This window comes from Streptomyces sp. NBC_01306, from assembly GCF_026340465.1.
Lineage (GTDB): Bacteria > Actinomycetota > Actinomycetes > Streptomycetales > Streptomycetaceae > Streptomyces.
The window spans coordinates 6,201,146-6,225,912 of the sequence record NZ_JAPEPC010000001.1; the positions used below are offsets into that span (position 1 = coordinate 6,201,146).

Below are 24,767 nucleotides of genomic sequence, written 5' to 3' on the forward strand. Positions count from 1 at the left end.
CCCTCCGGAGCGGCCCCGGGCTCACTGCTTGCGGGCGACGCCCACCCAGCCGGGGATCGGATCGTCACCGGGGACCGGCACCCGCTCACCGAGCTCGGGCCGCCACTCGGCGGCCAGCGAGACCTCGGGGTCGAGGAGTTCGAAGCCGTCGAAGAACCGGGCGGTCTCCGCGCGTGAACGGGGCCGCAGGGTCAGACCCCGGGCCCGGTACATCTCGACGGCCCTCGCCGACCCCTCCGGGTCGAAATCCCCGGTGACATGCGAGAGGACGAGGCAGCTTCCCGGCGCCAGCGGCTCCATCAGCCGGTTCACCAGCTCGTACGCGTCCTCGTCGGCGACGAAGTGCAGCAGGGCCACCAGCGAGAGCGCGACCGGCCGGCCGAAGTCCAGGAGCTTCCCGGCCGCCTCCAGAATGGTGGAGGGCTCCCGCGCGTCCGCCTGGATGTAGTCGGTCGCGCCCTCGGGCGTCGACCGCAGCAGCGCCGCGGCGTGCGCCAGCACGATCGGGTCGTTGTCGCAGTAGACGACACGGGAGTCCGGCGCCGACCGCTGGGCGATCTGGTGAAGATTGGGTTCGGTCGGTATGCCCGTGCCGACGTCCAGGAACTGGCGGATGCCGCTCTCCGCCAGACAGCGGGTAGCGCGGTGCATGAACGCCCGGTTGACCCGGGCCATCTCCCGGCCCCGCGAATCGAGGGCGAGCAGCTGCTCGGCCATCTCCTGGTCGACCGGATAGTTGTCCTTGCCGCCCAGGAACCAGTCGTACATCCGGGCGGGATGCGGCTTGCTGGTGTCGATCTGGATGTGCGCGGGGTCTACTCCGGTCATGGGACGCTCCAGTTGATAGGTCGACAACGACGGCAATGACAACGACGCGATGACAACGGGCAACGGCAATGACTGACGGCAACAGTGCTGTTCAGGTGAGGAGGAAGTCCGCCTGGCCGGACTTCGCCCCCTGGATGAAAGCGGCGATCTCGCCGGTGGAGTAAATGAGTGCGGGGCCGTCAGGGTCTGCGGACTGGCGTACGGCGACCCTGCCGTCGGCCAGCTTCATGGCCTCGATGCAGTTGCCGCCGTTGCCGCCGCTCCACGGCTTGTGCCAGCCCTCGGCGCCGAGGTCCGCGGCAGGCATGCCGTTGTATATGCGATCCATTTACAGCTCCTTGCGGAAATCCTTGAGGATCTCCTTCGTGCGTTGTGCAGTTGCGGCCTGAGCCGCCATGCGGTCCATGACTTCGAGGTGCGCGGCCACCTCGGGGCGCGCGTCAAGATAGACCGCGCCGGTCAGGTACTCGCTGTAGACCATGTCGGGCAGTTCGGGCATCGCAAAACGGAAGAGGACGAAGGGACCGTAGGTCCCCGGGTGGTGACCGCTGGAGAACTCCGCGATCTGTAGCGTGACATGCGGCAGATCGGCGGCCCGCAGCAGCCGGTCGATCTGGCCCCGCATGACGTCGCGGCCGCCCGCGTGCCGCCGCAGCACCGTCTCGTCCATCACGACCCAGAGCGTCGGGGCGTCGGGCCGGGTCAGCAGGGACTGCCGCTCCATCCGCAGCGCGACGTGCCGCTCGATGTCCTCGGGGCTGGTCTCGCCGACGGCGCCGCTCATCATGATCGCGCGCGCGTACTCCTCGGTCTGGAGCACGCCGGGCACGAAGTGCGGCTCGTACTGCCTGATGAGCGAGGCGGCGCCCTCCAGGCTGACGTACATGCTGAACCAGTCGGGCAGGATCCCGTGGAACCGCTGCCACCAGCCCGGCTGGTTGGCCTCCTCGGTGAGTTCGACGAAGGCGTCGTTCTCGGCCTCGGTGATTCCGTATGCCTTCAGCAGCAGCTGCACATAGGGGATCTTCAGCGCCACCTCGGCGGTCTCCATCCGGCGGATGGTGGCCTGGGCGACCCTGAGTACCTTGGCAGCCTGTTCGCGACTCAGGCCGGCTCGCTCGCGCAGTTCCTGCAAGCGCTTACCGAGTACGACCTGGCCAACGGTCGGGGCGGACCGCGGCTCACTCAACTGAGACCTCCACTTGGGCAGTTGTCCAGCAGTGTGCCATGCCCGCCCCATCGGTGAAACGCCACTCTGAACTTTACAAAGTGCCTCTTGCCAAGGTGTCCGTTACGGAGGACAGTAGACGCGTGAACCAGTTCACGCGACTGGCGCATACCCGTGGGGGATGGTGCGGCAGTCGCGGTACCCCCACCGTGAGGATTTCGGCTGTGGCTCCAGGCACCGCGCTCATCCCCCAGCTCATCGATCAGTGTCCCGGCAGCAATGTCCGGCGGTACGCATTCGAATTACCGGCACGCACCGATTCCGTGGCCCGCGCCCGCCGCCTGACCCGGAACCGGCTCGCCTGCTGGGACTTCTCGGAGGACATCTGCGACACCGCCCTCCTGATCGTCTCGGAACTCTTCACCAACGCGGTCGTCCATACGGCAGGTGACCACATCGCCTGCGAACTGCGGGACGACCGGGGTCAGTTGCGCATTGCGATACAGGACCAGGGGCACGCGGCCGCGGGCCCGCAACTCTGCCGTTCCCCGCAGGGGGAGCACGGCCGCGGACTGCTGCTCGTCGACGCCGTCAGCAGTGCCTGGGGCGTCCGCGAAGCGACGCACGGGCCAGGGCGGCTGGTCTGGGCGGAGCTGGAGCGCGACGCGGGGCGGCCGTGCTGAGGAACGCGCTCGCGCGCGTCCCCGCTCTCTCGACACCGCTCGGCTGCGACGCGGTGGGTGTGCCCGAGCACCACGGCTTCCGGCTGCTGGCCAGACTGCCCAAGCCCGGCTGCGTCTTCGTGGACGACGACTGGTGGTGGTGGATCGTCCCCGCCGGATCGGACCACGAACTCGCCTGGCCGGACCGGGTGCGCTACGCCCCCGGCGCGTATGTGCCGACGGCCCGCCCCCGGCTGCTCCACTGGCCGCAGGACTCCCTGCCCTACACCCCGCCGATTCCGCTCTACCTCATGGTGTGCCAGCTCATGGGCGAAGTACCGGAGTGGGCGTAGCGCCTTCCGTTCGGATCGGTCAGGGAGGGCGCCGCGGACACCCGCACCGCTCTCCCCGACCCGCACGAAAGACCCTACGGCCGGAGCGTGACCGCCCGGCCCGGCCTCAGCCGTACCGTCCGGTGCCAGTCCCCGGCCCGTACCTCGGTCGTCGTACTCACCGTGGAGCGCAGCACCGCACCGGTGACCTTCCCGGCGCGCCACTCCAGATCGACGGTGATACCGCCGCGCGCGCCGACACCCGTGATCCGGCCCGCGGCCGCCCAGGCGCCGGGCAGCGCCGGAAGCAGCTCGATCACGCCCGGTCTTGAGTAGACCAGCATCTCGATCATCGCGGTCGGGGCACCGAAGTTGGCGTCGATCTGCAGGGTGGCGCGTGACCCCAGGTCGTACATGTCGAAGAGGTTCTGCGAGGTGCCGTTACTGGTGCCGGTGGACGGAGCCATGACCGTACGGACCAACTGGTAGGCCTTCTCGGCGTCCTTGAGCCGTGCCCAGCTCGCCGCGCGCCACGCGCAGCCCCAGCCGAAGCTCGACATACCGCGCGCCGTGAGCAGATTGCGCGCGCCGGTGACCAGCGCCGCCGGGCTGTCCTCGGGGGTGATCCGGTCGCCGGGGAAGAGGCCGATCAGCGGTGACAGATGCCGGTGGGTGGTCTCGCCCAGGTTCTCCGGGGTCATCCACTCCTCCAGCCAGCCGGTCTCCGGGCTGACCTGAGGGAGGTAGAGGCGGGCCTGGAGCCCGGCGACAGTCTTCGCGTATCCGGCGTCCCTGGCGAGCAGGGCGGCCGCCGTGCGGTACGAGGCGAAGAGGTCCCGTACGAGTTCCTGCGCATAGGTGATGCCCTTGGCGTCGGTCGGCCCCTGCTCCGGCGACCAGTCGCTGTCGTCGATCAGGACCTGCCGGGACGCGCCCGTGGCCGGGTCGGTGACGGTCGTGGTGATCAGCCGCGCCTCCCAGAACTCGCAGGCGCCCTTGAGGAGCGGGTAGATCTTCTTCAGCTCGGTGCGGTCCTGGGTGTACTCGTAGTGCTGCCAGAGCGAGTTGCAGAGCCAGGCGTTCCCGGCCGGGTGCCACCACCAGCCCATCCCGCCATGGACGTTGGTGGAGATAGCGGTCGTCCAGCCGGCTACCTTCCCGCTGGAGTTGCGGAATCCGTTGCGCGGGTCGTTGAAGCGCTTGGCGGTGGTACGGGTCCAGGACGGCACCTGGGCGAGGCAGTAGTCCAGGAAGGCGCCGAAACAGTCGGAGAGTCCGGCCCGGTCGGCCAGCCAGTAGTTCATCTGGACGTTGATGTCCGTGTGGTAGTCGCCCATCCAGTCCGGGTCCGTACGGTCGATCCACAGGCCCTGGAGGTTGAGCGGCACACTGTCGCGCGAACCGCTGATCATCAGATAGCGGCCGAACTGGAGGTAGGCGGCCTCCAGTTCGGGGTCCGGCGGCGCGCCGGCCGCGCCCAGCGCGGTGAGCCGGGACCAGGTGTCCATGGACCGCTGCGCGTCGGTCGACGTCCCGAGCTCGACCGTCATCCGCTCGTACAGCGGCCGGTAGTCGGCGAGATGGGTGCTGAGCAGCGCGGGGCCGCCCGCTTCCGCCGCGGCGCGCAGCCGGCCGGCCGCGATGGCGTGCGGGTCCGCGCCGGGGTTCCGGTAGCCGGTCGAGGGGTCCGGCGCGTAGTTCGTACCGCCGGCTATGACCACCAGGACTTCGGAGCACCCGGCGAAGGTGACGTCGGCGCCCTTGACGGCCACGGTGCCGGTGCGGCCGGTGACACCGGCCGCCGCCGCGTACGTCAGTCCGTTGGGGAACGCGCCCGTGAACGAGGCGGTACGGGTGGCGCCGTCCGCCGCGGCCGTCTCACCGTGCCATCCGGCGAGGGAGAGCGAGCCGGTGTAGGTGCCGCCGCCGCTCTGGGTGAGGCGGACGACGACGACCTCGTCGGGGTGGCTGGCGTACACCTCACGGCGGTAGGTCACCCCGCCCAGCCGGTAGGTGACCGTGCTGAGCCCGTTGCTGAGGTCGAGGGTCCGGCGGTAGCCGGTCACGGCGGACAGTTCATGGCCCGGGAGGTCGACCGAGGCCTTCGCGAGCAGCGTGAAGCTGCCGAAGTCGTCGGCTCCGTAAGGGAACTGGCCGTCGCTCTGGAGGGTGTCGTTGAGTCCGCCGGTCCACAGGGTGGCATCGGTGAGATAGAGCACGTCGTGCGCGGGGTCGCCGGTCAGCAGGGCTCCCATGCGGCCGTTCCCGACCGGCAGCCCCTGCTGGATGATCAGGCTCTCGCTCGCGGGCGCCGGGTAACGCAGCTCGGTGGCGGCCGATTCGGGTACGCGTCGGGCTCCCTGGCCTCCCCGGCGCGGCACGTCGGCGGCAGCGGTGAAGGGCCGGAGCCCACCGAGCGCGAGGCTCGCGGCGAGGGTCCCGCCGGCTGCCCCCAGAACGCTTCGACGCGACGGTGCGGGTTGTTCCGGGGCTTGGGGCATCTACCGGTCCCTTCGACGTGGTGTGCCATGACGGCACCTCAGGAAGCGACGGAAACGTACGATGTCTACGGGGGTGTGTCAATGTTCTGGGCGGTTTTCGCGCTCGGGGGAGGTTCGGTGGTGCTGTGACATCCGATGTATTGCCTGCGAGGCGTGGCGGCCGGCAGGTATGGCCCGCACGCACGGCCGGCGGCGGTCCCGTAAACGCAGAAGAACCCCAGCAGCAGCTGGGGTTCTTCTGATCCGATCTGGTGTCCGAGGGGGGACTTGAACCCCCACGCCCGATAAAGGGCACTAGCACCTCAAGCTAGCGCGTCTGCCATTCCGCCACCCGGACAAGGTGTCTGTCTCGCGGCCCCGGGCCGTTCCGACGTGGAAAACCATAGCAAACATTGGGAGGTGCTCGATCACGCGCCGGAGTCTGTGAACCGTGTATGACGACCGGTCCCGGCGCTTGGGTCCGGGGGGTGGCGCGGGCGAGGATGGGGCAGGGGACCACCAGCAGCGACAGCGGGAGGAAACAGCGTGAGCGAGCCCAACAGGACAGACGCCGGACGGGCCGTCTCCGGTGAGGACGAGGTCGTGGACCTCTGTCGTGACCTGATCCGGATCGACACCAGCAACTACGGCGACCACTCGGGGCCGGGTGAGCGGGCCGCCGCCGAGTACGTGGCGGAGAAGCTCGCCGAGGTCGGTCTCGAACCGCAGATCTTCGAGTCCCACCCGGGACGCGCGTCCACGGTGGCCCGGATCGAGGGCGAGGACCGGTCCAGGCCCGCGCTCCTCATCCACGGCCACACCGACGTCGTCCCGGCCAACGCCGACGACTGGACGCACCACCCCTTCGCCGGGGAGGTCGTGGACGACTGTGTCTGGGGCCGCGGCGCGGTCGACATGAAGGACATGGATGCGATGACCCTCGCGGTCGTACGGGACAGGCTGCGCAGCGGCCGAAAGCCCCCGCGCGACATCGTCCTGGCCTTCCTCGCCGACGAGGAGGCGGGCGGCACCTACGGCGCGCGCCACCTCGTCGACAACCACCCGGATCTCTTCGAGGGCGTCACGGAGGCGATCGGTGAGGTCGGCGGCTTCTCGTTCACCGTCAACGAGAATCTGCGGCTGTATCTCGTGGAGACGGCGCAGAAGGGCATGCACTGGATGCGCCTCACCGTGGACGGCACCGCCGGCCACGGCTCCATGACCAACACCGACAACGCCATCACCGAGCTCTGCGAGGCGGTGGGACGACTCGGGCGCCACCAGTGGCCGGTGCGGGTCACCAAGACCGTGCGGTCCTTCCTCGACGAGCTGTCCGACGCGCTCGGCACCCCGCTGGACCCCGAGGACATGGAGGCGACCCTCGCCAAGCTGGGCGGCATCGCGAAGATGGTCGGCGCGACCCTGCGCAACTCGGCCGCGCCCACCATGCTCGGCGCCGGCTACAAGGTGAACGTCATCCCCGGACAGGCGACGGCCCATGTCGACGGCCGCTTCCTGCCCGGCTACGAGGAGGAGTTCCTGACCGACCTCGACAAGCTCCTCGGCCCCCGGGTCAGGCGCGAGGACGTGCACGGCGACAAGGCGCTGGAGACGGGCTTCGACGGGGACCTGGTCGACGCCATGCAGGTGGCGCTGAAGGCCGAGGACCCGATCGCGCGGGCGGTGCCGTACATGCTGTCGGGCGGTACGGACGCCAAGTCCTTCGACGACCTGGGCATCCGCTGCTTCGGCTTCGCGCCGCTGAAGCTGCCGCCCGAGCTGGACTTCGCCGGAATGTTCCACGGGGTCGACGAGCGGGTGCCGGTCGACGGTCTGAAGTTCGGTGTACGGGTACTCGACCGCTTCCTGGACAAGTGCTGAACCGACTTTCCAACTAATCGGCTGTACGTGCGTATGCGACCGGAAAGAGTGAATGGGGCGATTGGTTCGTAGCCCCGCAGGGTTCTCCTCGTTACAGGTGGTGCGGTCCGCAGTCTGGACCGTATTTGCCGACTAGGAGGAACTAATGATCAAGAAGGTCGTCGCCGCTGCGGCAGTCACCGGTGGTCTCGTGCTCGCGGGTGCGGGCATGGCCGTCGCCGACTCGGGCGCTCAGGGTGCCGCTGTGCACTCTCCCGGCGTGATCTCGGGCAACGTTGTTCAGGTGCCCGTTCACATCCCGGTGAACGTGTGCGGCAACACGGTCTCTGTGATCGGGCTGCTCAACCCCGCCTTCGGCAACACCTGCGCCAACGTCTGACGTTGTGCCCCCGACCCGCGAGGGTCGGAGCCCCGCCGGCCCCGGAGCGCGCGCCATGCGCTCCGGGGCCGGAGGGGCATTCGGCCCAAGGGCGACGATGTCCGCGGGCATTTCCGGAAGGTAGAAGGCAGGAAACGAACCTATGCGCCAGGTCACGAAGAAAGGCCTGATCACCGTTGCGGCCGCGGGTGGAGTGCTCGCCCTGAGCGGTGGCTACGCGTACGCGGACTCGTCGGCTGACGGAACCGCAGCGAATTCGCCCGGAGTGCTCTCCGGCAATTCGATCCAGGCGCCGGTGCACGTGCCGGTGAACGTCTGCGGCAACACCGTCGACGTGGTCGGACTGCTCAACCCCGCATTCGGCAACAGGTGCAGCAACGGGCCGTCCGGCTCCGGAACGTCCCACACCGGGGGCGGGCACCAGGGGCAGGGCAGCGGCCACCACCGCGCCCCCGGCAACAACGGCAGCCACAACAACGGCACCGGCAGCCACAGCGGTGGCGGAGCGACGGCACAGGGCGACACGAGTGGTTCGCCCGGCGTTCTCTCCGGCAACAACGTCAAGCTTCCGCTCGACGTGCCCGTGAACGCCTGCGGCAACAGCGTCGATGTCGTCGGCCTGCTCAACCCGGTCTTCGGCAACAACTGCGCCAACGACGAGAGCGTCCCGCCGCCGGTCCACGTCCCGCACCACCCGGTCCACCCCGGTCAGCCGGGTCATCCGGAGCACCCGGGAACGCCGCGCGGTCACACGCCGAGCACCCCGCCGAAGCCCGCGGCGCCGCACGCCCCGGTCGCGCAGACCGTTTCGGTGCCCTCGGGCACCGAGCAGCTCGCGCACACCGGTACTGCCCCGCTCGGGCTGATCATTCCGGCGAGTGCCGGGATGGTGCTCGGGGGGATCATCCTGTACAGGCGGTCCCGGGCAGCCGCGTGACGGGCTGCTGAGCCCCACGCATACGCATGGAAGGGAGCGGGTTCCGCAGTCGCGGGACCCGCTCCCTCTTCACCATGTGGCGCGCACTTGGCGAATGATGCGCCGGCGCAGCCGCACTCTGCGGCTGCCGTCCCGGTGCAGACTCAGTCGGTCCAACTCCCAGTGTCCGTACTCGGCATGGTCGGTGAGCAGGCGTGTCGCATCCTTGCGGGAGACCCCGCGAGGTACGTACACGTCGACAAATTCGTATTCCGGCATCGCATCTATTGTGCGGGCAGAGGCCCGGTACGGATAGCGTCTGCCCTATGTCTGATGCTGCGCAGCCCACGGCTGCCGAGGTACGCGCCGCCGCCGAGGCGGTCAAAGCCGCGCTGGACCGTCACCTCGACGCGGTCGAAGCCCGTACGGGAGAGGACGACCCGGCCGTTTACGACGCGTTCAACGCGCTCGCCGCGGCCGCCGAGGCGTACGACGAGAGGCTCTACGACCGGTACGACGAGGTCACCCCCTTCGAGATTCCCGCTGCGGACGACGCACTGCCTCCGTATGCGGGCCCCGACGATCCGCACGCGCTCACGGTGCTGATCCGCCGCGACTACGCGGTGGCCCAGCCGCAGCGGCTGCTCGGGCAGGCACAGCGCATCGTGGACCTCGACCCGGAGGCGGACGGCGGACCGGGCGCGGGGGCTGTCGTCGGCAACAGCGTGCACGCCGCTCTGGGGGTGCTGTTCGGTGAGTACGAACCGGACGAGATCGCCTCGCGGCACAAGGAGTTCGGCCTTGAGGAGGGCGACTCCACGCTCTGGGTCTCGGCGTCGGACGACCTGCCCGAGCCGGGGGAGTGGCTGAGCACTCCGTTCGACCAGGCGGACCCGCAGCAGATCGTGTGCCGGTTCGACGTCAGTTCCGTCTTCGACGACGAGGAACTGCTCGATGGCGATGACGACGACGATGAGGATGATGACGGCGCCGACGACGACGCCGATGCGTCCTCCGCGCAAGGGGACCCGGAGGGCGAGAGGGTCTGATCCGGGCGTAGGACGTCCGGTATCCGGCATGGCGGCGGCCGGGGCAACTGCCCCGGCCGCCGCCGTGCCGGCGTCTAGACCGCTGCCGGCCGCAGCAGGGTGCGCAGCCGGGTGGTGCGGGGCCGGGCGGGGACTTCGGCCACCGCGTGCGGCAGTGCCTGGTCGACTCCGTGCACCACCGAGAGATGCCGTTCGCCGCGGCCGAACGCGGTGTAGACCCACGGCCTGCTCAGCCCGCTCGCCGCGTCGCCGGGCAGCACCACGACCACCGCGGGCCACCGCAGCCCGGCTGCCTGGTGCGCGGTGAGTGCCCAGCCGTGCCGTACCGATGCCTCCACCCGGTCCTTCGGTACGACGACGGGCGTGCCGGCGCAGTCCAGGTGCAGGCCGTCGCCGTCGGCCGAGACCACCGTGCCGGGCAGGGTCCTGCCGGGCGCCGGGGTGTAGGCGGCCCGGTCACCGGGATCGAAACCGCCGAAGCGGCCGGGGCCGGGGTTGAGACGTTCCTTCAGGGCCGCGTTGAGCGCGCGGGTGCCGGCGGGGCCACCGTGCCCCGGGGTGATGACCTGGGTGTCGGACACCGGCACGCCGATGGCCCGGGGTACGGAGTCGGCGACGAGCTGCACGGTGCGGTGCACCGCCTCACCGGCGTTCTGGACGGGGACGATCACGACTTCCTTGCCGGGCGCCGCCACCTGGTTCAGCTCGCCGATCCCGATTCCCGAGACCAGCTCGCCGATGGGGCCCGGATCGGGGGTGCGGGAGGCCAGCTGCGGGCAGGCGCGCGCCGCGAGGACATCGGTGAACACCTGCCCGGCACCGGCGGAACCGAGCACTCCGGGATCCCCGCTGAGGACCAGGCGGCTGCCGTCGGCCAGCGACTCGACCAGTACGGCCGCGCTCTCGACATCCAGCTGGGGGGCGTCCACGACGGCCAGCAGATCGAGCGCCAGAGCGCCCTCGCCGTCCCGTCCCGGCCCCTCCGAACCGGTCAGCAGCCCGGAGACGGTGACGGCCGCCGCCGGATCGTCCAGTGCGGCGGCCAGCCGCCGCCTCCCGTCGGGGGTGTGCGCGGCCGCGTATGCCCGCAGGCCCAGCGCGCGCGCCGCCGTGACCACTGCGGCCGGTTCGCTGCGGGCGGCCTCGCCGCCGGTGTGGGCGACCAGGCCGTTCTGTGCGACCGTCCGGATCAGTTCGGCGGCCGACGGGGAAGGGGCGTCCGCTGCGGCCTGTTCCCAGTCGGCCTGTTCGCCGCCGGGGGCGAGGGCGGACGCGTTCACCAGCCGGGCGAGGCCGTCCGCCAGGCTTTCCTCCGCGAGGGCGTACCGGTCGAGACCCAGCAGGACCCGCACGGGCTGCGGCGCCGCTTCGTCCTCGCTCCCGGAGCCGACGTCGTCCTGCCCGTCGTGCCCGGCCTCCTGCGCGGCGGGTGCCCCTGGGGCGGTGTCCAGCGCGTCCTGGAAGACCAGCACCGCGCCGTCCGCGACAGCGCTCTGCAGCGCCTCGTCGGGGTCCGGCACGGACCGCTCGGCGAGCGCCGCGCGGACCGCGTCCGACTCCAGCGCGGTGTGTCCCTGGAGCGCGGCCCGCTCAAGGAGCCAGCCCACCAGAGCGGCGGCCCGCCGCTCGTCGCCGGGTCCGGCCTCCGGGCCGAGCAGCGCACGGGCGAAGCCGTCCGCCTGTTCCGGCCGTACCCCGGGAACCGACAGCAACTGCCAGGGGTCCTCGCGCAGGGCGTCGGCCGCCTGGTCGCCGAGCGTCTCGGCGGCCCGTACGGCCAGTGACTCGGGGGCGCCGCCGGCGGCCAGGACGGCCCGCACGGACGACACGCTCTCGGGCGCCGCACCGGTGGGCGCGGCGGCCGGACGCACCGCGGGGCGTGGCTCGGCCTGCGGGGCAGGCGCGGGGCGGCGCGGCTCGGGCGCCGGGGGAGGGAAGTGCGCGGAGGGCTTCTCGCCGCCCTCCACCGCCCGGACCGCGGCCAGCAGGTCGGCGGCCCGGCCGCTCAGCTTCGTGCCGGCCTCGATGGGCCCGTCCTTCGCGGCCTTGCGCTGCTCGATTCTGGCCCGCAGCTCGCGCTGGGCCGCCAGTTCGGCTTCGGCCTCCGACAGGGCGGGTGCCTCGGCCGTCCCGGCGCCCTCCGCCGTTGCCGCCTCGGACGTCTCCTCCGCCGTCCCCTCGCCGTCCGGGGCTCCGGCTTCCGGGGCCCCGGCTTCCGCGGCCCCGCCGCCGTCGCCCTCGTCGGCACCCCCGCCGTCGCTCCCGTCGCTCCCGCCGGGGGGCCTGGACACGCTCCCCGGAGCTGCTTCCGGCCCGGTACCCGTACCGGTCTCAGCAGCACTCCCGGTGTCGGGCGCCGATTCCGATTCCGGTTCCGTCTCCGGTGCGGCTTCGGCGCCGGGAGCGGCCTCGGCCTCGGTGCTGGCCTCGGTGTCGAGGCGATCCGTACTCACAGCTCGGTCCAGTCCTGGTCGGGATAACGGTGAACGGGCTCCGACACATCGTCGAGCGCCCGGCAGATCTCGTCAGGAAGACTAAGCGTCTCCACTGACAATGCCGCCGCGAGCTGCTGCGCGTTGCGCGCGCCGATGATCGGGGCGACCACCCCGGGCCGGTCGCGGACCCAGGCCAGCGCGACCTCCAGCGGCGTGGTCGCGAGCCCGTCGGCCGCCGTGGCGACCGCGTCGACGATCCTGCTCGCGGCGTCGTCCAGATAGGGCGCGACGAAGGGCGCCAGCTGCTCCGACGCCCCGCGCGAGTCCACCGGAGTCCCATGGCGGTACTTGCCGGTGAGCACCCCGCGCCCCAGCGGCGACGACGGCAGCAGTCCCACCCCCAGGTCCACCGCGGCCGGCAGCACCTCCCGCTCCACCCCGCGCTGGAGCAGCGAGTACTCCATCTGCGTACTGGCGATGCGGGTCCTGACGCCCGGCGCCGCCAGCTGCCAGGTGGCGGCCTTGGCCAGCTGCCAGCCGGAGAAGTTGGACAGCCCCGCGTACCGCGCCCGACCGCTGGAGACCGCGATGTCCAGCGCCTGGAGCGTCTCGTCCAGCGGGGTCTCCGGGTCGAAGGCGTGCACCTGCCACAGATCCACGTAGTCGGTCCCCAGCCGCTCCAGTGAGGCGTCGAGCGCCGCCAGCAGATGCCCGCGCGAGCCGTCGAACCGGCGGTAGGGGTCGGGCACGCTGCCCGCCTTGGTGGCGATGACGAGATCGCGGCGGGGTATCAGCCGTTCGCAGAGCTGCCCGAGCAGATACTCGGCTTCTCCGTCGCCGTACACATCGGCCGTGTCGACGAGTGTGCCGCCGGCCTCCCAGAACGCCTTCAACAGGTCGGCGGCGTCGTGCTCGTCGGTGCTCCGCCCCCAGGTGAGGGTGCCGAGCCCGATCCGGGATACGCGCAGGCCCGTGCGGCCGAGATGCCTCTGCTCCATGGGCGCTGAGAGTACTGGCCACAGGGCCGCCCGGTGCAGGCCTGTGGACAACCACCCCCTGGACCACCCCCTGACGGATCTTGCCCCCGCGCGCTAGAGTCCCCGGAACAGGGACGTTACTCAGCAGTAAGGGAGCGGTCATGCGGCTCGGAATCAACCTCGGCTACTGGGGTGCCGGGATGGACGGCGACAACCTCGCCGTGGCTCAGGAGGCCGACCGGCTCGGCTACGACGTCTGCTGGGCGGCCGAGGCGTACGGCTCGGACGGGCCGACCGTGCTCTCCTGGGTCGCCGCCAGGACCGAGCGGATCGACGTGGGCTCCGCGATCTTCCAGATCCCCGCCAGGGCGCCCGCGATGACCGCGATGACCGCGGCCACCCTCGACTCGCTCTCCGGCGGCCGTTTCCGGCTCGGCCTCGGCGTCTCGGGGCCGCAGGTCTCCGAGGGCTGGTACGGCGTCAAGTTCGACAAACCGCTCTCGCGCACCCGTGAGTACGTGGAGATCGTCCGCAAGGCGATGTCGCGCGAGCGCCTGTCGTACGAGGGCGAGCACTGGACGCTGCCGCTGCCCGGCGGCCCCGGAAAGCCCATCAAGCTCACCGTCCACCCGCAGCGCGAGCACATCCCGCTCTACATCGCGGCGATCGGCCCCAAGAACCTGGAGCAGACCGGTGAGATCGCCGACGGCGCCCTGCTGATCTTCCCCTCGGCCGAGCACCTGGAGTCCACCGCGATCAGCCCGTTGCGCGCGGGCCGGGAAAAGGCCGGGCTCACGATGGAGGGCTTCGACGTCTGCCCGACCCTGCCGCTCGCGGTGGGCGACGACGTGCCCGCGCTGGCCGACACGTTCCGCCCGTACACCGCCCTGTACGTGGGTGGTATGGGCAGCCGCAAGCAGAACTTCTACAACAGGCTCGCGCAGCGCATGGGTTACGAGAAGGAGGCCGCCGAGATCCAGGAGAAGTACCTGGGCGGCGACCGGGACGGCGCGGCCGCCGCCGTACCGCACGAGCTGATCGACCGGACGACGCTGCTCGGGTCCGTGGAGCGGATCGCCGACCGGATGCAGGCCTACGCCGCGGCCGGGGTCACCACGCTGACGCTGGCCCCCGCCGGGTTCACGCTCGACGAGCGGGTGGCCGGGCTGCGGGCCGGTACGGAGGCGCTGGAGCGGGCCGGGCTCGCGTAGCCGGGCCATACAGTTCCCGGGAAGCCGGGAGAGGTCTGCGGCCGTGGTGGGGGCTCGGGGGTCTTCCCCGCCACGGCCGTCGTGCTGAACAACGCCTCAGGGGCCCCTCGGTTACGCCCCTGGGCCGCGGGTGGGCGTACCGCCTTTCGGCCCAACCGGTCAGGGGCACACATTGCCGGTCAACCGATATCGCATTTGACTCATACCGTCAGATATCGGCATGGAGGTGGCAGTGATGCTTTCGGCGCGGAGCATTTTCCAGGAGATCGTCGACAGCGACGACGCCTTCCGGCTGTTCTGCTCCATCGCGGCCGGCGGGGAGTCCCAGGGCGGCTGGGAGAACGGCCGGATCTCCGCGCTCGCCCCCGAGAGCATGAGCGCCCTCGCCCCGAAGATCGCCCGGCACGGTGCCGACGAGGACAAGCACGGCCGGATCTTCCGCGCCCTGCTCAAGAAGCGCGGGCTCGACCCCGTGGAGATCCCCGCGGAGACCGACTACACGATGCTGCTCGAACGCCGGGGCATCGGCCTGAGCCACCGCAGGCTGCGCGGAAGCGAGCGGCTGACCGAACGGGAGATCGTCGTCTACCTCGCGCACAGCAGGGTCACCGAACAGCGCGCTTCCGAGCAGATGAACACCCTGGTGCGGTACCTCGGCGACCAGCCCGACATCGGCCGGGCCGTGCGCATGATCTGCCGGGACGAGGACAACCACCTCGCCTACTGCCACGAGGAACTGCTGCGCCTGGCCGCACAGGGCCACGCCCGCACCATCCACTCCGTCCTGCGGGAGAGCGCGCTGGAGGAGATCCGCGTCTACCGGGAGGTGGGTCTCGCGGTGATGGAGCGGATGGGCGCCATCCTCGGCTGGCCGAGGGCCAAGTCGGCGGTGCTGGCCGCGGGCGTTCAGGGGCTGTACGGGTACGAGCGGGCGGGCGGCTGGCGCCGGTCGGTGAGCCTGGCCATGCCCGAGCGGCGCGACGCGCTCGGCGGGCCGGCCGCACCCCACACGGCGGAGTTCGCCTGAACCCGTACCCGCCCCCGTGCGGCAGCCGCCGGGGCCCGCCGGGCAAGCGGCCCCCGGCCGTCCCGTCTCAGAGCCAGCCGCGCCGTTTGAACTGCCGGTGCAGGGCGAAGACGACCGCGGCCATCAGCGCGATCACCGCCGGATAGGCCCAGGTCCACTTCAGTTCCGGCATGTGCTGGAAGTTCATGCCGTAGATACCGGCGACCATGGTCGGCACCGCCGCCATCGCCGCCCAGGCCGAGATCTTGCGCATGTCGTCGTTCTGCCGGACGCCCATCTGCGCCAGATGCGCGGAGAGGATGTCGGACAGCAGCCGGTCCAGACCCTCCACCTGCTCGTTGGCGCGGGTCAGATGGTCGCCCACATCCCGGAAGAACGGCTGCGAGTGTTCGTGCACGAACGGCACCCCCGCCCCCGCCAGCCGGGTCATGGGGGCCGCCAGCGGCCCGCTGGCACGGCGGAATTCGAGCACCTGCCGCTTGAAGGTGTAGATCCGCGACGCGATGTTCTTGGAATCGCCGCCGTTGGGCGCGAAGACCTCGGCCTCCAGCTCCTCCAGGTCGGTCTGGAGCTCCGCGGCCACGTCGATGTAGTGGTCGACGACGGTGTCGCTCACCGCGTACATGATGGCCGTGGGGCCGTGCTTGAGCACCTCGTGCTCCTGCTCAAGACGCTTGCGCACGGCGGCGAGCGGGGCACCCGCACCGTGCCGCACCGTCACCACGAACGAGTCGCCGAGGAAGAGCATCAGCTCGTCGGTGGTCACGGTGTCGCTGTCGGCGTCGTACATCACCGGCTTCAGCACCATGAAGAGCGTCTCGTCGTAGACCTCCAGCTTGGGCCGCTGGTGGGCCCGCAGGGCATCCTCCACCGCCAGCTGGTGCAGCTTGAACTCGCTGCTGACCAGGTCGAATTCCTCCTGCGTCGGCTCGTGCAGCCCGACCCAGAGAAAGGCGTTCCCGTCCGCGCGTGCTTCGGCGAGGGCGTCGGAGAGGTCCGGCGGCCCCTCTATGCGGCGTCCGTCCCGGTAGATGGCGCAATCGACAATCACGGCGCGCATTCTTCCCTGACCGGGCCGCCCGTGCACGCCCGGGGGGCCGCATCCGGGCCGCACCGGGTGCCGCAGGCCGCCCGGCGGGCCCCGTGGTCCACCGTCCGGATCGGGCCGGACCCGGTGGGCCCGGCCCGATCCGGACGGAAGGCCCTAGGCTGGCCGCCATGGCCACGCTGATTCTTGTACGGCACGGACGCTCCACCGCCAACACCTCCGGAGTGCTCGCGGGCCGGACGCCGGGCGTCTCCCTCGACGAGCGGGGTGTCGCCCAGGCGGCCGGGCTGCCGGACCGGCTGGCCGGGCTGCCGCTCGCCGCCGTCGTCACCAGCCCGCTGCAGCGCTGCCGCGAGACCGTCGCGCCGCTGCTGGCCGCCAGGCCGGAGCTGACGCTGCACACCGAGGACCGCATCAGCGAGTGCGACTACGGCGACTGGTCGGGGCGCAAACTCGCCGAACTCGGCGACGAGCCGCTGATGAGGACCGTGCAGCAGCACCCGTCGGCCGCAGCGTTCCCCGGCGGCGAGTCGATGCGCGCGATGCAGGCGCGGGCCGTCGACGCCGTACGGGACTGGAACGCCCGGATCGACGCCGATCACGGCGAGGACGCGGTGTACGCGATGTGTTCGCACGGCGACATCATCAAGTCGGTGATCGCCGACGCACTCGGTATGCACCTCGACCTCTTCCAGCGGATCCACGTCGACCCGTGTTCCCTCACGGCCATCCGCTACACCGCGGTGCGGCCCTTCGTCCTGCGGCTCGGCGACACCGGGGAGTTCGGCTCGCTGGCGCCGCGCGAGAGCGCCCCGGGATCGGACGCGGCTGTCGGTGGTGGCGCGGGCGCGCCGTGATCGCTCCGCGCAGTAGGGTGGGCGGGCCGTAAACCGGACCACCCCGCAGCCGAACCCCATGGAGATCAGGACGTGTCCCGTCAGGTGTACTTCTACGACCCGCCGGACCGCTTCGTTGCCGGTACGGTCGGGCTGCCTGGGCGCCGTACGTTCTTCCTTCAGGCGTCGTCCGGGCCCCGCACCACCAGCGTCGCGCTGGAGAAGACCCAGGTGGCCGCGCTCGCCGAGCGTATCGACGAACTGCTCGACGAAGTGGTGCGCAGGACCGGGGGCAACTCCCCGGTGCCCGCGGTCGCCCCGTCCGACGCCGGGGACACCGCCCCGCTGGACGCCCCGGTCGAGGAGGAGTTCCGCGTCGGCACGATGGCGCTGGCCTGGGACGGCGACGAACAGCGCATGATCATCGAGGCTCAGGCCCTCGTCGAGCTGGACGCGGACACCGACGAAGACCTCGCGGAAGCCGAGGAACGGCTCCTCCAGGACGACGAGAACGGTCCGCCGATGCTCCGCGTGCGGCTGACCGGCGCGCAGGCCAGGGCCTTCGCCAAGCGCGCGCTCGACGTCGTGAACGCGGGACGGCCGCCGTGCCCCCTGTGCAGCCTGCCGCTCGACCCGGAGGGACACGTATGCCCGCGCCAGAACGGATACCGCAGGGGGGCGTGACGGCCACCCGGCTTCTCCTGGAGGGGGAGCTGACGGTACGCGGACGGGTGCGCGAGGCATCCAACGCGGTGCTCTACTGCTCGGTCGCGTACGAGGGCCGGGAAGCGGCCTGTGTGTACAAACCGGTGGCCGGTGAACGGCCGCTGTGGGACTTCCCCGACGGGACGCTCGCCCAGCGCGAGGTGGCGGCGTACGAGGTCTCCGAGGCGACGGGATGGGGATTCGTCCCGCCGACGGTGCTGCGTGACGGGCCGTACGGCGAGGGCATGTGCCAGCTGTGGATCGAGTCCGCCGCCGAGCCGTCGCTGCTGGGTCTCGTCGAGGAGGACGAGCCCGCCGAGGGCTGGAAGGCCATCGGCTTCGCCGAAGTGGGCGAGGGCAGGACGGCGCTGCTGGTGCACGCGGACGACGAGCGGCTGCGGCGGCTCTCGGTGCTCGACGCGGTGATCAACAACGGCGACCGCAAGGGCGGTCATCTGCTGCCGACCGACGAGGGGCGGCTCTACGGCATCGACCATGGAGTCACCTTCAACGCCGACGGCAAACTGCGGACGCTGCTGTGGGGCTGGGCGGGCGAACCGCTGACGCCCGAGACGGCCGGGGTACTGGACAAGCTCGCGGTGGAGCTGGCGCCCGGTACGGGGCTCGCGGAGCGGCTGGCGGGGCTCATCACCGGGACGGAGCTGGAAGCGCTGCGAGGGCGCGTGGGGGCGCTCCGGGAGGCCGGCCTGCACCCCGTACCCAGCGGTGACTGGCCGGCGATCCCCTGGCCGCCTGTGTAGGGCGTACGGTTCCGGCCCCGGCACCGCGTCACGCAGCTCCGGATCACGCGGGCCTGTATCACGTACGCACCCCATTCGCGCAAGGGTGCCGATTCGGCCAACGTCGGCACTCCGGTTCGTTGTCGGAACTGACGTCCGGTTACGCTCGTGTACATGTATGCCTGGCCCGCTTCTGAGGTTCCCGCCCTGCCCGGCAAGGGCGCCGACCTCCAGATCCACTCCACCGCGACCGGCGGACGAGTAACCCTCGACCCCGGCCCCGTCGCCCGCATCTACGTCTGCGGCATCACGCCGTACGACGCGACGCACATCGGTCATGCGGCGACCTACAACGCGTTCGACCTCGTTCAGCGCGTGTGGCTCGACACCAAGCGGCAGGTCCACTACGTCCAGAACGTGACCGACGTGGACGATCCGCTGCTGGAGCGGGCCGTACGCGACGGCGAGGACTGGACCGAGCTCGCGGAGCGCGAGACGGCACTCTTCCGCGAGGACATGACCGCGCTGCGGATGCTCCCGCCGCAGCACTTCATCGGAGCGGTCGAGGCCATACCCGGCATCGTGCCGCTCGTCGAGCGGCTGCGTGACTGCGGGGCAGCCTACGAACTCGAAGGCGACATCTACTTCTCCGTGGAGAGCGACCCGCACTTCGGCGAGGTGTCGAACCTGGACGCGGAGGCGATGCGGCTGCTCTCGGCCGAGCGCGGCGGCGACCCCGAGCGGCCCGGCAAGAAGAACCCGCTGGACCCGATGCTCTGGCTGGGTGCCCGTGAGGGCGAGCCGAGCTGGGACGGCGCCTCCCTGGGCCCCGGCAGGCCCGGCTGGCACATCGAGTGCGTGGCCATCGCCCTCGACCACCTCGGGATGGGCTTCGACGTCCAGGGCGGCGGTTCCGACCTCGCCTTCCCGCACCACGAGATGGGCGCCTCGCACGCTCAGGTGCTGACCGGCGAGCACCCGTTCGCCCAGGCCTATGTGCACGCCGGCATGGTCGGTCTGGGCGGCGAGAAGATGTCCAAGTCCAAGGGCAATCTGGTCTTCGTGTCGAAGCTGCGCCACGAAGGCGTGGACCCGGCCGCGATCCGGCTCGCCCTGCTGGCCCACCACTACCGCTCGGACTGGGAGTGGACGGACCAGACCCTCCAGGACGCCGTGGAGCGGCTCGGCCGCTGGCGCGCCGCTGTCTCCCGGCCCGACGGACCGTCCGCCGACGCCCTGATCGAGGAGATCAGGCAGGCGCTCGCCGACGACCTCGACGCGCCCGCCGCGCTGCGCGCCGTGGACCGCTGGGCGGCTCTTCAGCAGTCCGGCGGCGGTACTGACGAGGGTGCGCCTGGCCTGGTGTCGCGCGCCGCCGACGCCCTGCTCGGAGTGGCCCTGTAAGGACGCCCCGCTCTTTCCCCGTCGCCCCCGGACTCCACAGGAGCCCGGGGGCGATTCCGTTCCGCAGGACCGGGATTACGGTCTGCCCCCGGAGGGGCCGCCGCCCTGATCACTCCTCGGAGGAGTCCTCCGGGCCGTTCTCGTCGTCCGTCGGCTTGTTGCTCCCCGGGTCGGGCCGCTGCGGCTTCGGGGGCCGGGAGCGGTTGCCGGGGCCGGAGCTGTCCCGCCGGTAGTTGCTGCCCTCGCCGCCGTCCGTGGCGTGTCCGCCGCCGGCCTGGCCCGGTCCTGGACCGCCGTCACGGCGGCGCAGATACCGCTCGAACTCCCGGGCGATGGCCTCGCCGGACGCCTCGGGGAGCTCCGCGGTGTCGCGTGCCTCCTCCAGCGTCTGGACGTACTCCGCCACCTCGCTGTCCTCCGCGGCCAGTTGGTCCACGCCGACCTGCCAGGCCCGTGCGTCCTCGGGCAGTTCGCCCAGCGGGATCCGCAGGTCGATCAGGTCTTCCAGCCGGTTCAGCAGAGCGAGCGTCGCCTTCGGGTTGGGCGGCTGCGACACGTAGTGCGGAACGGCGGCCCAGAGGCTCACCGCGGGCACACCGGCGTGGGTGCACGCCTCCTGGAGGATGCCGACGATGCCGGTCGGACCCTCGTACCGCGTCTCCTCCAGGTCCATCGTCCTGGCCAGATCCGCGTCCGACGTGACTCCGCTGACCGGCACCGGCCTGGTGTGCGGGGTGTCGCCGAGCAGCGCGCCCAGGATCACCACCATCTCGACGCCCAGTTCATGGGCGAAGCCCAGGATCTCGTTGCAGAACGAGCGCCAGCGCATGGACGGTTCGATCCCCCGGACCAGCACCAGGTCGCGCGGCTTGTCGCCGGTCACCCGGATCACGGAGAGCCGGGTCGTCGGCCAAGTGACCTTGCGTACCCCGCCGTCCAGCCACACCGTGGGCCGGTTGACCTGGAAGTCGTAGTAGTCCTCGGCGTCGAGCGCCGCGAACACCTCGCCCTTCCACTCCCGGTCCAGATGGGCGACCGCGGTGGAGGCTGCGTCGCCGGCGTCGTTCCAGCCCTCGAACGCGGCCACCATGACCGGGTCGATCAGCTCGGGAACCCCCTCGAGCTCGATCACCCAGTGCCTCCCTCCGAAGTTCTTCTCTTACGGACCAACCTTACGGCTTCCCGGGTGCCCGGACGCAGCCCTTGCGCACGCCCCCGTACAACCCGGCGTACGTCCCGGCGTGCACCGGGTTGTACGTCCCGGCAACTGGACGAGCCGTTCCGGCAGTCTGCCCATATCGAACCGATTCATCCGAGCTGTACCGGTCAAATTTCGTCCCACCTCTGGACGCTGCGGCATGTACGGGGCTATACATCGGATGACAAATTAAAGGTCCGATGTTCTTAACGGTTCTTACCAACGTTCTTACCAAGGGAGTGTGGATGAGTCCGACCGTCACGGGGTTCGAGGTCCACGACATCCGATTCCCCACCTCGGAACAGCTCGACGGCTCGGACGCCATGAACCCGGACCCCGACTACTCGGCGGCCTATGTGGTGCTCAGCACCGATCTGCCGGGCGGTGTCGCGGGACATGGCTTCTGTTTCACCATCGGGCGCGGCAACGACGTCATCGCCGCCGCCATCGAAGCGCTGCGGCCCTACGTGGAGGGGCGGCCCGCGCCGCTCACCGCCGCCGGGCTCGCGGAGCTGCACCACGATCTCACCCACGACTCGCAGCTGCGCTGGCTCGGCCCCGAGAAGGGGGTGATGCACATGGCGGCGGGCGCGGTCATCAACGCCGCCTGGGACCTGGCGGCCACCGTCGCGGGCAAGCCGGTCTGGGAGTTCCTGGCCGGGATGACACCGGAGGAGCTCGTCTCGCTGGTCGACTTCCGCTATCTGACCGACGCCCTCACCCCCGACGAGGCCCTCGCCATCCTGCGCGCCGCCGAACCCGGCCGCGCCGAACGGGCCGCCCTGCTGCGCGCCGACGGCTACCCCGCGTACACCACGTCGCCCGGCTGGCTCGGGTACTCCGACGAGAAGCTGGTGCGGCTCGCCCAGGAGGCGGTCGACGCCGGCTTCGGACAGATCAAGCTGAAGGTCGGCGCCGACCTGGACGACGACGTCCGCAGGATGAAGCTGGCCCGCGCGGCCGTCGGCCCCGGCATCCGGGTCGCCGTGGACGCCAACCAGCGCTGGGACGTCGCGGACGCGCTGCGGTGGATGGACGCGCTCGCCCCGTACGACCCGCACTGGATCGAGGAGCCGACCAGCCCCGACGACATCCTGGGCCACGCGGCGGTCAGATCCGGGCAGCCCGTGAAGGTCGCCACCGGTGAGCACGTCGCCAACCGGGTCGTCTTCAAGCAGCTGCTCCAGGCCGGCGCCGTCGACTTCGTACAGATCGACGCGGCCCGGGTCGCCGGAGTCAACGAGAACCTCGCGATCCTGCTGCTCGCGGCCAAGTTCGGCGTCCCGGTCTGCCCGCACGCGGGCGGCGTCGGACTGTGCGAGCTGGTCCAGCACCTGGCGATGTTCGACTTCGTCGCCGTGTCGGGCAGCCAGGACGACCGCGTCATCGAGTACGTGGACCATCTGCACGAACACTTCACCGACCCCGCGGTGATCGAGGGCGGACGCTATCTGGCGCCCCGCGCCCCGGGCTTCTCCGCCCGTATGCACCCCGCTTCCCTCGCCGCACACCGCTACCCCGACGGGCCCGTCTGGCAGGCCCGCCGCACCACCGAGGAGGTCAACTCGTGACCACTGCACGCGACTTCGAAGGGCTCGGCGCCCTGGTCACCGGCGGAGCTTCCGGCATCGGAGCCGCCATCGCCACCGAGCTGCTCGCCCGGGGCGCCCGGGTCGCCGTACTCGACCGCGAGACCGAGGGAGCGCCGGACGGCACCCTCGCGCTCAAGGCGGACGTCACCGACGACGGCGCGGTACGGGAGGCGGTCGACGCCGCGGCGGCCGAGTTCGGCGCACTGCACACGGTGGTGTCCAACGCGGGCATCGGCGCCGTCGGCACGGTCGCCGACAACCCCGACGACGAGTGGCAGCGGGTCCTGGACATCAACGTCCTCGGTATGGTCCGCACCGCCCGCCACGCGCTGCCGCACCTGCGCCGTTCGGCCGCCGAGCGGCCCGGCTGCGTCTCCGTCACCCACACCTGCTCGATCGCCGCGACCGCCGGCCTGCCGCAGCGCGCCCTCTACAGCGCCAGCAAGGGCGCGGTCCTCTCGCTGACCCTGGCCATGGCGGCCGACCACGTACGGGAGGGCATCCGGGTCAACTGCGTCAACCCCGGTACCGCGGACACCCCGTGGGTCGGGCGGCTGCTCGGCCAGGCCGACGACCCGGCCGCCGAGCGCGCGGCGCTCAACGCCCGCCAGCCCACCGGCCGGCTGGTCACCGCCGAAGAGGTGGCGGCGGCCGTCCTCTACCTCGCGAGCCCCGCGGCGGCGGCCGTCACCGGGACGGCACTCGCGGTCGACGGCGGAATGCAGGGACTGCGCCTGCGCCCCGCCGCCGACTGAGCAGAAGCGAACGCACTGAACACACGCACTGAACACACGCACTGAACACACCGGGCCGCACGGCCGACAGAGCATCAAGCGCCACTATCAAGGACGGGACACCAATGAGAGTGCGTACAACGAGTGCGGCGGCCTGCGCCGTACTGCTGGCCGTGACCGCCCTCGCGGGCTGCAACCGCGACTCCGGCAGCGGTTCGGAGGACAAGAAGGTCGGCATCGATCTGCCGCGCAGCGACAGCGACTTCTGGAACTCCTACCAGCAGTACATCAAGAAGGGCGTCGCGGCCGGTGAGGTCAAGGCGCTCCCGCTGACCAACTCGCAGAACGACATCGGCAAGCTCGTCGCCAACGTCCAGACGTTCAGCGACCAGGGCGCCAAGGCCGTCGTGATGGCGCCGCAGGACACCGGGGCCATCGCCTCGACGCTGCAGAACCTCAACAAGAAGAAGATTCCCGTCATCAGTGTCGACACCCGCCCCGACAAGGGCGACGTCTACATGGTGGTCCGCGCAGACAACCGCGCGTACGGCGAGAACGCCTGCAAGTACCTCGGCAAGCAGCTGAAGGGCAAGGGCAAGGTCGTCGAGTTCCAGGGCGACCTGTCGTCGATCAACGGCCGGGACCGCTCCGTCGCCTTCAAGTCCTGCATGACCAAGAACTTCCCCAAGATCAAGGTCTTCGAGCTGGCCACCGACTGGAAGGGCGATGTCGCATCGGCCAAGCTCCAGTCCACACTGGCCGCCAACCCCGACATCAACGGGATCTACATGCAGGCGGGCGGTGTCTTCCTGCAGCCCACGCTCGCGCTCCTGGAGCAGAAGAAGCTGCTGAAGCCGGCCGGCACCAAGGGCCACATCACGATCATCTCCAACGACGGCATCCCGGAGGAGTTCGACGCGATCAAGGCCGGGAAGATCGACGCGACCATCTCCCAGCCCGCCGACCTCTACGCCAAGTACGCGCTGTACTACGCCAAGGCGGCCGTCGACGGCAAGAAGTTCAAGGTGGGCCCGACCGACCACGACTCCCACATCATCAAGATCCCGAACGGCTACGAGGACCAGCTCCCCGCGCCGCTCGTGACCAAGGCCAACGTGAACGACCCGAAGCTGTGGGCCAATCAGCTGGGGAAGAAGAACTGACG

Annotated in this window: 24 protein-coding genes and 1 tRNA gene; 15 read left to right on the top strand and 10 right to left on the bottom strand. The window is 70.9% G+C overall.

The window, feature by feature from the left end:
* Positions 1-21: 21 nt before the first annotated feature.
* The 3 genes from OG385_RS27390 to OG385_RS27400 form a co-directional block, all read right to left on the bottom strand.
* Positions 22-828 carry an SAM-dependent methyltransferase gene (locus tag OG385_RS27390; protein WP_266858601.1) on the bottom strand — a complete coding sequence of 269 codons (807 nt, stop codon included), beginning with the start codon at positions 826-828 and terminating at the stop codon, positions 22-24.
* A 91-nt stretch (positions 829-919) separates the two neighbouring features.
* Positions 920-1,156 carry a DUF397 domain-containing protein gene (locus OG385_RS27395; protein WP_266858602.1) on the bottom strand — a complete coding sequence of 79 codons (237 nt, stop codon included), beginning with the start codon at positions 1,154-1,156 and terminating at the stop codon, positions 920-922.
* A complete protein-coding gene (locus OG385_RS27400; RefSeq protein WP_266858604.1) occupies positions 1,157-2,017 on the bottom strand; it encodes a helix-turn-helix transcriptional regulator in 861 nt (286 codons plus the stop codon).
* A 203-nt stretch (positions 2,018-2,220) separates the two neighbouring features.
* Here OG385_RS27400 and OG385_RS27405 point away from each other — a divergent pair, with 203 nt between their 5' ends.
* Complete coding sequence (locus OG385_RS27405; RefSeq protein ID WP_266858606.1) at positions 2,221-2,679, top strand: ATP-binding protein; 459 nt, start codon at positions 2,221-2,223, stop codon at positions 2,677-2,679.
* Positions 2,673-3,011, top strand: coding sequence for a hypothetical protein (locus tag OG385_RS27410; protein WP_266858608.1), 339 nt, complete (start codon positions 2,673-2,675; stop codon positions 3,009-3,011). The genes OG385_RS27405 and OG385_RS27410 overlap by 7 nt, the downstream gene beginning before the upstream one ends.
* Positions 3,012-3,085: 74 nt before the next feature.
* Here OG385_RS27410 and OG385_RS27415 read toward each other — a convergent pair whose 3' ends face one another.
* A complete protein-coding gene (locus OG385_RS27415; RefSeq protein WP_266858609.1) occupies positions 3,086-5,491 on the bottom strand; it encodes a glycoside hydrolase N-terminal domain-containing protein in 2,406 nt (801 codons plus the stop codon).
* Between the two features lie 249 nt (positions 5,492-5,740).
* Positions 5,741-5,828, bottom strand: a tRNA-Leu gene (locus tag OG385_RS27420).
* Between the two features lie 188 nt (positions 5,829-6,016).
* On the opposite strand from OG385_RS27420, the gene OG385_RS27425 reads away from it, so the two are divergent.
* The 3 genes from OG385_RS27425 to OG385_RS37405 all read left to right on the top strand — a co-directional run bounded on the left by OG385_RS27425 (position 6,017) and on the right by OG385_RS37405 (position 8,667).
* On the top strand, positions 6,017-7,351 hold the full coding sequence (locus tag OG385_RS27425) for a M20/M25/M40 family metallo-hydrolase (RefSeq protein WP_266858610.1): 1,335 nt from the start codon (positions 6,017-6,019) through the stop codon (positions 7,349-7,351).
* Between the two features lie 145 nt (positions 7,352-7,496).
* Positions 7,497-7,730 (top strand): chaplin ChpH, encoded by a 234-nt coding sequence (gene chpH / locus OG385_RS27430; RefSeq protein ID WP_266858612.1) that lies wholly within the window; start codon positions 7,497-7,499, stop codon positions 7,728-7,730.
* Positions 7,731-7,872: 142 nt separating this feature from the next.
* Positions 7,873-8,667 (top strand): chaplin, encoded by a 795-nt coding sequence (locus OG385_RS37405; protein ID WP_323183861.1) that lies wholly within the window; start codon positions 7,873-7,875, stop codon positions 8,665-8,667.
* A gap of 69 nt (positions 8,668-8,736) precedes the next feature.
* Here the strand turns inward: OG385_RS37405 and OG385_RS27445 are convergent, their stop codons facing one another.
* Positions 8,737-8,925, bottom strand: a complete 189-nt coding sequence (locus OG385_RS27445; protein ID WP_030907692.1) for a DUF5703 family protein — start codon at positions 8,923-8,925, stop codon at positions 8,737-8,739.
* Positions 8,926-8,972: 47 nt separating this feature from the next.
* On the opposite strand from OG385_RS27445, the gene OG385_RS27450 reads away from it, so the two are divergent.
* A complete protein-coding gene (locus OG385_RS27450) occupies positions 8,973-9,695 on the top strand; it encodes a hypothetical protein (protein WP_266858616.1) in 723 nt (240 codons plus the stop codon).
* A 74-nt stretch (positions 9,696-9,769) separates the two neighbouring features.
* Here the strand turns inward: OG385_RS27450 and OG385_RS27455 are convergent, their stop codons facing one another.
* Together OG385_RS27455 and OG385_RS27460 are read right to left on the bottom strand one after the other, a co-directional pair.
* Complete coding sequence (locus OG385_RS27455) at positions 9,770-12,148, bottom strand: ATP-dependent RecD-like DNA helicase (RefSeq protein ID WP_266858618.1); 2,379 nt, start codon at positions 12,146-12,148, stop codon at positions 9,770-9,772.
* Positions 12,145-13,128: an aldo/keto reductase gene (locus tag OG385_RS27460; protein ID WP_266858620.1), complete on the bottom strand. Its 984-nt coding sequence runs from the start codon at positions 13,126-13,128 to the stop codon at positions 12,145-12,147. Before OG385_RS27460 ends, OG385_RS27455 begins: the two co-directional genes overlap by 4 nt.
* Positions 13,129-13,268: 140 nt before the next feature.
* Between OG385_RS27460 and OG385_RS27465 the strand changes: the two genes are divergently transcribed.
* On the top strand, positions 13,269-14,318 hold the full coding sequence (locus tag OG385_RS27465; protein ID WP_266858622.1) for an LLM class F420-dependent oxidoreductase: 1,050 nt from the start codon (positions 13,269-13,271) through the stop codon (positions 14,316-14,318).
* A 235-nt stretch (positions 14,319-14,553) separates the two neighbouring features.
* A complete protein-coding gene (locus tag OG385_RS27470) occupies positions 14,554-15,345 on the top strand; it encodes a ferritin-like domain-containing protein (RefSeq protein ID WP_266861209.1) in 792 nt (263 codons plus the stop codon).
* Between the two features lie 67 nt (positions 15,346-15,412).
* On the opposite strand, the gene corA is transcribed toward OG385_RS27470, so the two are convergent.
* Positions 15,413-16,405, bottom strand: a complete 993-nt coding sequence (gene corA / locus OG385_RS27475) for a magnesium/cobalt transporter CorA (protein ID WP_266858624.1) — start codon at positions 16,403-16,405, stop codon at positions 15,413-15,415.
* Positions 16,406-16,563: 158 nt separating this feature from the next.
* Here corA and OG385_RS27480 point away from each other — a divergent pair, with 158 nt between their 5' ends.
* The 4 genes from OG385_RS27480 (at position 16,564) to mshC (ending at position 20,078) form a co-directional block, all read left to right on the top strand.
* Positions 16,564-17,250, top strand: a complete 687-nt coding sequence (locus OG385_RS27480; protein ID WP_266858626.1) for a histidine phosphatase family protein — start codon at positions 16,564-16,566, stop codon at positions 17,248-17,250.
* A 72-nt stretch (positions 17,251-17,322) separates the two neighbouring features.
* Positions 17,323-17,913, top strand: coding sequence for a DUF3090 domain-containing protein (locus tag OG385_RS27485; protein WP_266858628.1), 591 nt, complete (start codon positions 17,323-17,325; stop codon positions 17,911-17,913).
* Positions 17,877-18,695 carry an SCO1664 family protein gene (locus tag OG385_RS27490; protein WP_266858630.1) on the top strand — a complete coding sequence of 273 codons (819 nt, stop codon included), beginning with the start codon at positions 17,877-17,879 and terminating at the stop codon, positions 18,693-18,695. Before OG385_RS27485 ends, OG385_RS27490 begins: the two co-directional genes overlap by 37 nt.
* Before the next feature lie 153 nt (positions 18,696-18,848).
* A complete protein-coding gene (gene mshC, locus OG385_RS27495) occupies positions 18,849-20,078 on the top strand; it encodes a cysteine--1-D-myo-inosityl 2-amino-2-deoxy-alpha-D-glucopyranoside ligase (protein ID WP_266858632.1) in 1,230 nt (409 codons plus the stop codon).
* A gap of 109 nt (positions 20,079-20,187) precedes the next feature.
* On the opposite strand, the gene OG385_RS27500 is transcribed toward mshC, so the two are convergent.
* Positions 20,188-21,210 (bottom strand): PAC2 family protein, encoded by a 1,023-nt coding sequence (locus OG385_RS27500; protein WP_266858634.1) that lies wholly within the window; start codon positions 21,208-21,210, stop codon positions 20,188-20,190.
* A gap of 311 nt (positions 21,211-21,521) precedes the next feature.
* Between OG385_RS27500 and OG385_RS27505 the strand changes: the two genes are divergently transcribed.
* From OG385_RS27505 to OG385_RS27515, 3 genes are all read left to right on the top strand, one after another.
* Positions 21,522-22,847 carry an enolase C-terminal domain-like protein gene (locus tag OG385_RS27505; protein WP_266858635.1) on the top strand — a complete coding sequence of 442 codons (1,326 nt, stop codon included), beginning with the start codon at positions 21,522-21,524 and terminating at the stop codon, positions 22,845-22,847.
* The gene (locus OG385_RS27510) at positions 22,844-23,623 is read left to right on the top strand and encodes an SDR family NAD(P)-dependent oxidoreductase (protein ID WP_266858637.1); all 780 of its coding nucleotides are present in this window, start codon (positions 22,844-22,846) and stop codon (positions 23,621-23,623) included. The genes OG385_RS27505 and OG385_RS27510 overlap by 4 nt, the downstream gene beginning before the upstream one ends.
* Positions 23,624-23,727: 104 nt before the next feature.
* Positions 23,728-24,765, top strand: coding sequence for a sugar ABC transporter substrate-binding protein (locus tag OG385_RS27515; RefSeq protein WP_266858639.1), 1,038 nt, complete (start codon positions 23,728-23,730; stop codon positions 24,763-24,765).
* Positions 24,766-24,767 lie beyond the last annotated feature (2 nt).

Bases quoted from the DNA above. Each gene is read 5' to 3' on its own strand.
- OG385_RS27390 (WP_266858601.1), bottom strand. From the start codon at position 828: ATGACCGGAGTAGACCCCGCGCACATCCAGATCGACACCAGCAAGCCG.
- OG385_RS27480 (WP_266858626.1), top strand. From the start codon at position 16,564: ATGGCCACGCTGATTCTTGTACGGCACGGACGCTCCACCGCCAACACC.
- corA (WP_266858624.1), bottom strand. From the start codon at position 16,405: ATGCGCGCCGTGATTGTCGATTGCGCCATCTACCGGGACGGACGCCGC.
- OG385_RS27415 (WP_266858609.1), bottom strand. From the start codon at position 5,491: ATGCCCCAAGCCCCGGAACAACCCGCACCGTCGCGTCGAAGCGTTCTG.
- chpH (WP_266858612.1), top strand. From the start codon at position 7,497: ATGATCAAGAAGGTCGTCGCCGCTGCGGCAGTCACCGGTGGTCTCGTG.
- OG385_RS27515 (WP_266858639.1), top strand. From the start codon at position 23,728: ATGAGAGTGCGTACAACGAGTGCGGCGGCCTGCGCCGTACTGCTGGCC.
- OG385_RS27460 (WP_266858620.1), bottom strand. From the start codon at position 13,128: ATGGAGCAGAGGCATCTCGGCCGCACGGGCCTGCGCGTATCCCGGATC.
- OG385_RS27395 (WP_266858602.1), bottom strand. From the start codon at position 1,156: ATGGATCGCATATACAACGGCATGCCTGCCGCGGACCTCGGCGCCGAG.
- OG385_RS37405 (WP_323183861.1), top strand. From the start codon at position 7,873: ATGCGCCAGGTCACGAAGAAAGGCCTGATCACCGTTGCGGCCGCGGGT.
- OG385_RS27450 (WP_266858616.1), top strand. From the start codon at position 8,973: ATGTCTGATGCTGCGCAGCCCACGGCTGCCGAGGTACGCGCCGCCGCC.
- OG385_RS27505 (WP_266858635.1), top strand. From the start codon at position 21,522: ATGAGTCCGACCGTCACGGGGTTCGAGGTCCACGACATCCGATTCCCC.
- OG385_RS27470 (WP_266861209.1), top strand. From the start codon at position 14,554: ATGCTTTCGGCGCGGAGCATTTTCCAGGAGATCGTCGACAGCGACGAC.
- OG385_RS27445 (WP_030907692.1), bottom strand. From the start codon at position 8,925: ATGCCGGAATACGAATTTGTCGACGTGTACGTACCTCGCGGGGTCTCC.
- mshC (WP_266858632.1), top strand. From the start codon at position 18,849: ATGTATGCCTGGCCCGCTTCTGAGGTTCCCGCCCTGCCCGGCAAGGGC.
- OG385_RS27465 (WP_266858622.1), top strand. From the start codon at position 13,269: ATGCGGCTCGGAATCAACCTCGGCTACTGGGGTGCCGGGATGGACGGC.
- OG385_RS27490 (WP_266858630.1), top strand. From the start codon at position 17,877: ATGCCCGCGCCAGAACGGATACCGCAGGGGGGCGTGACGGCCACCCGG.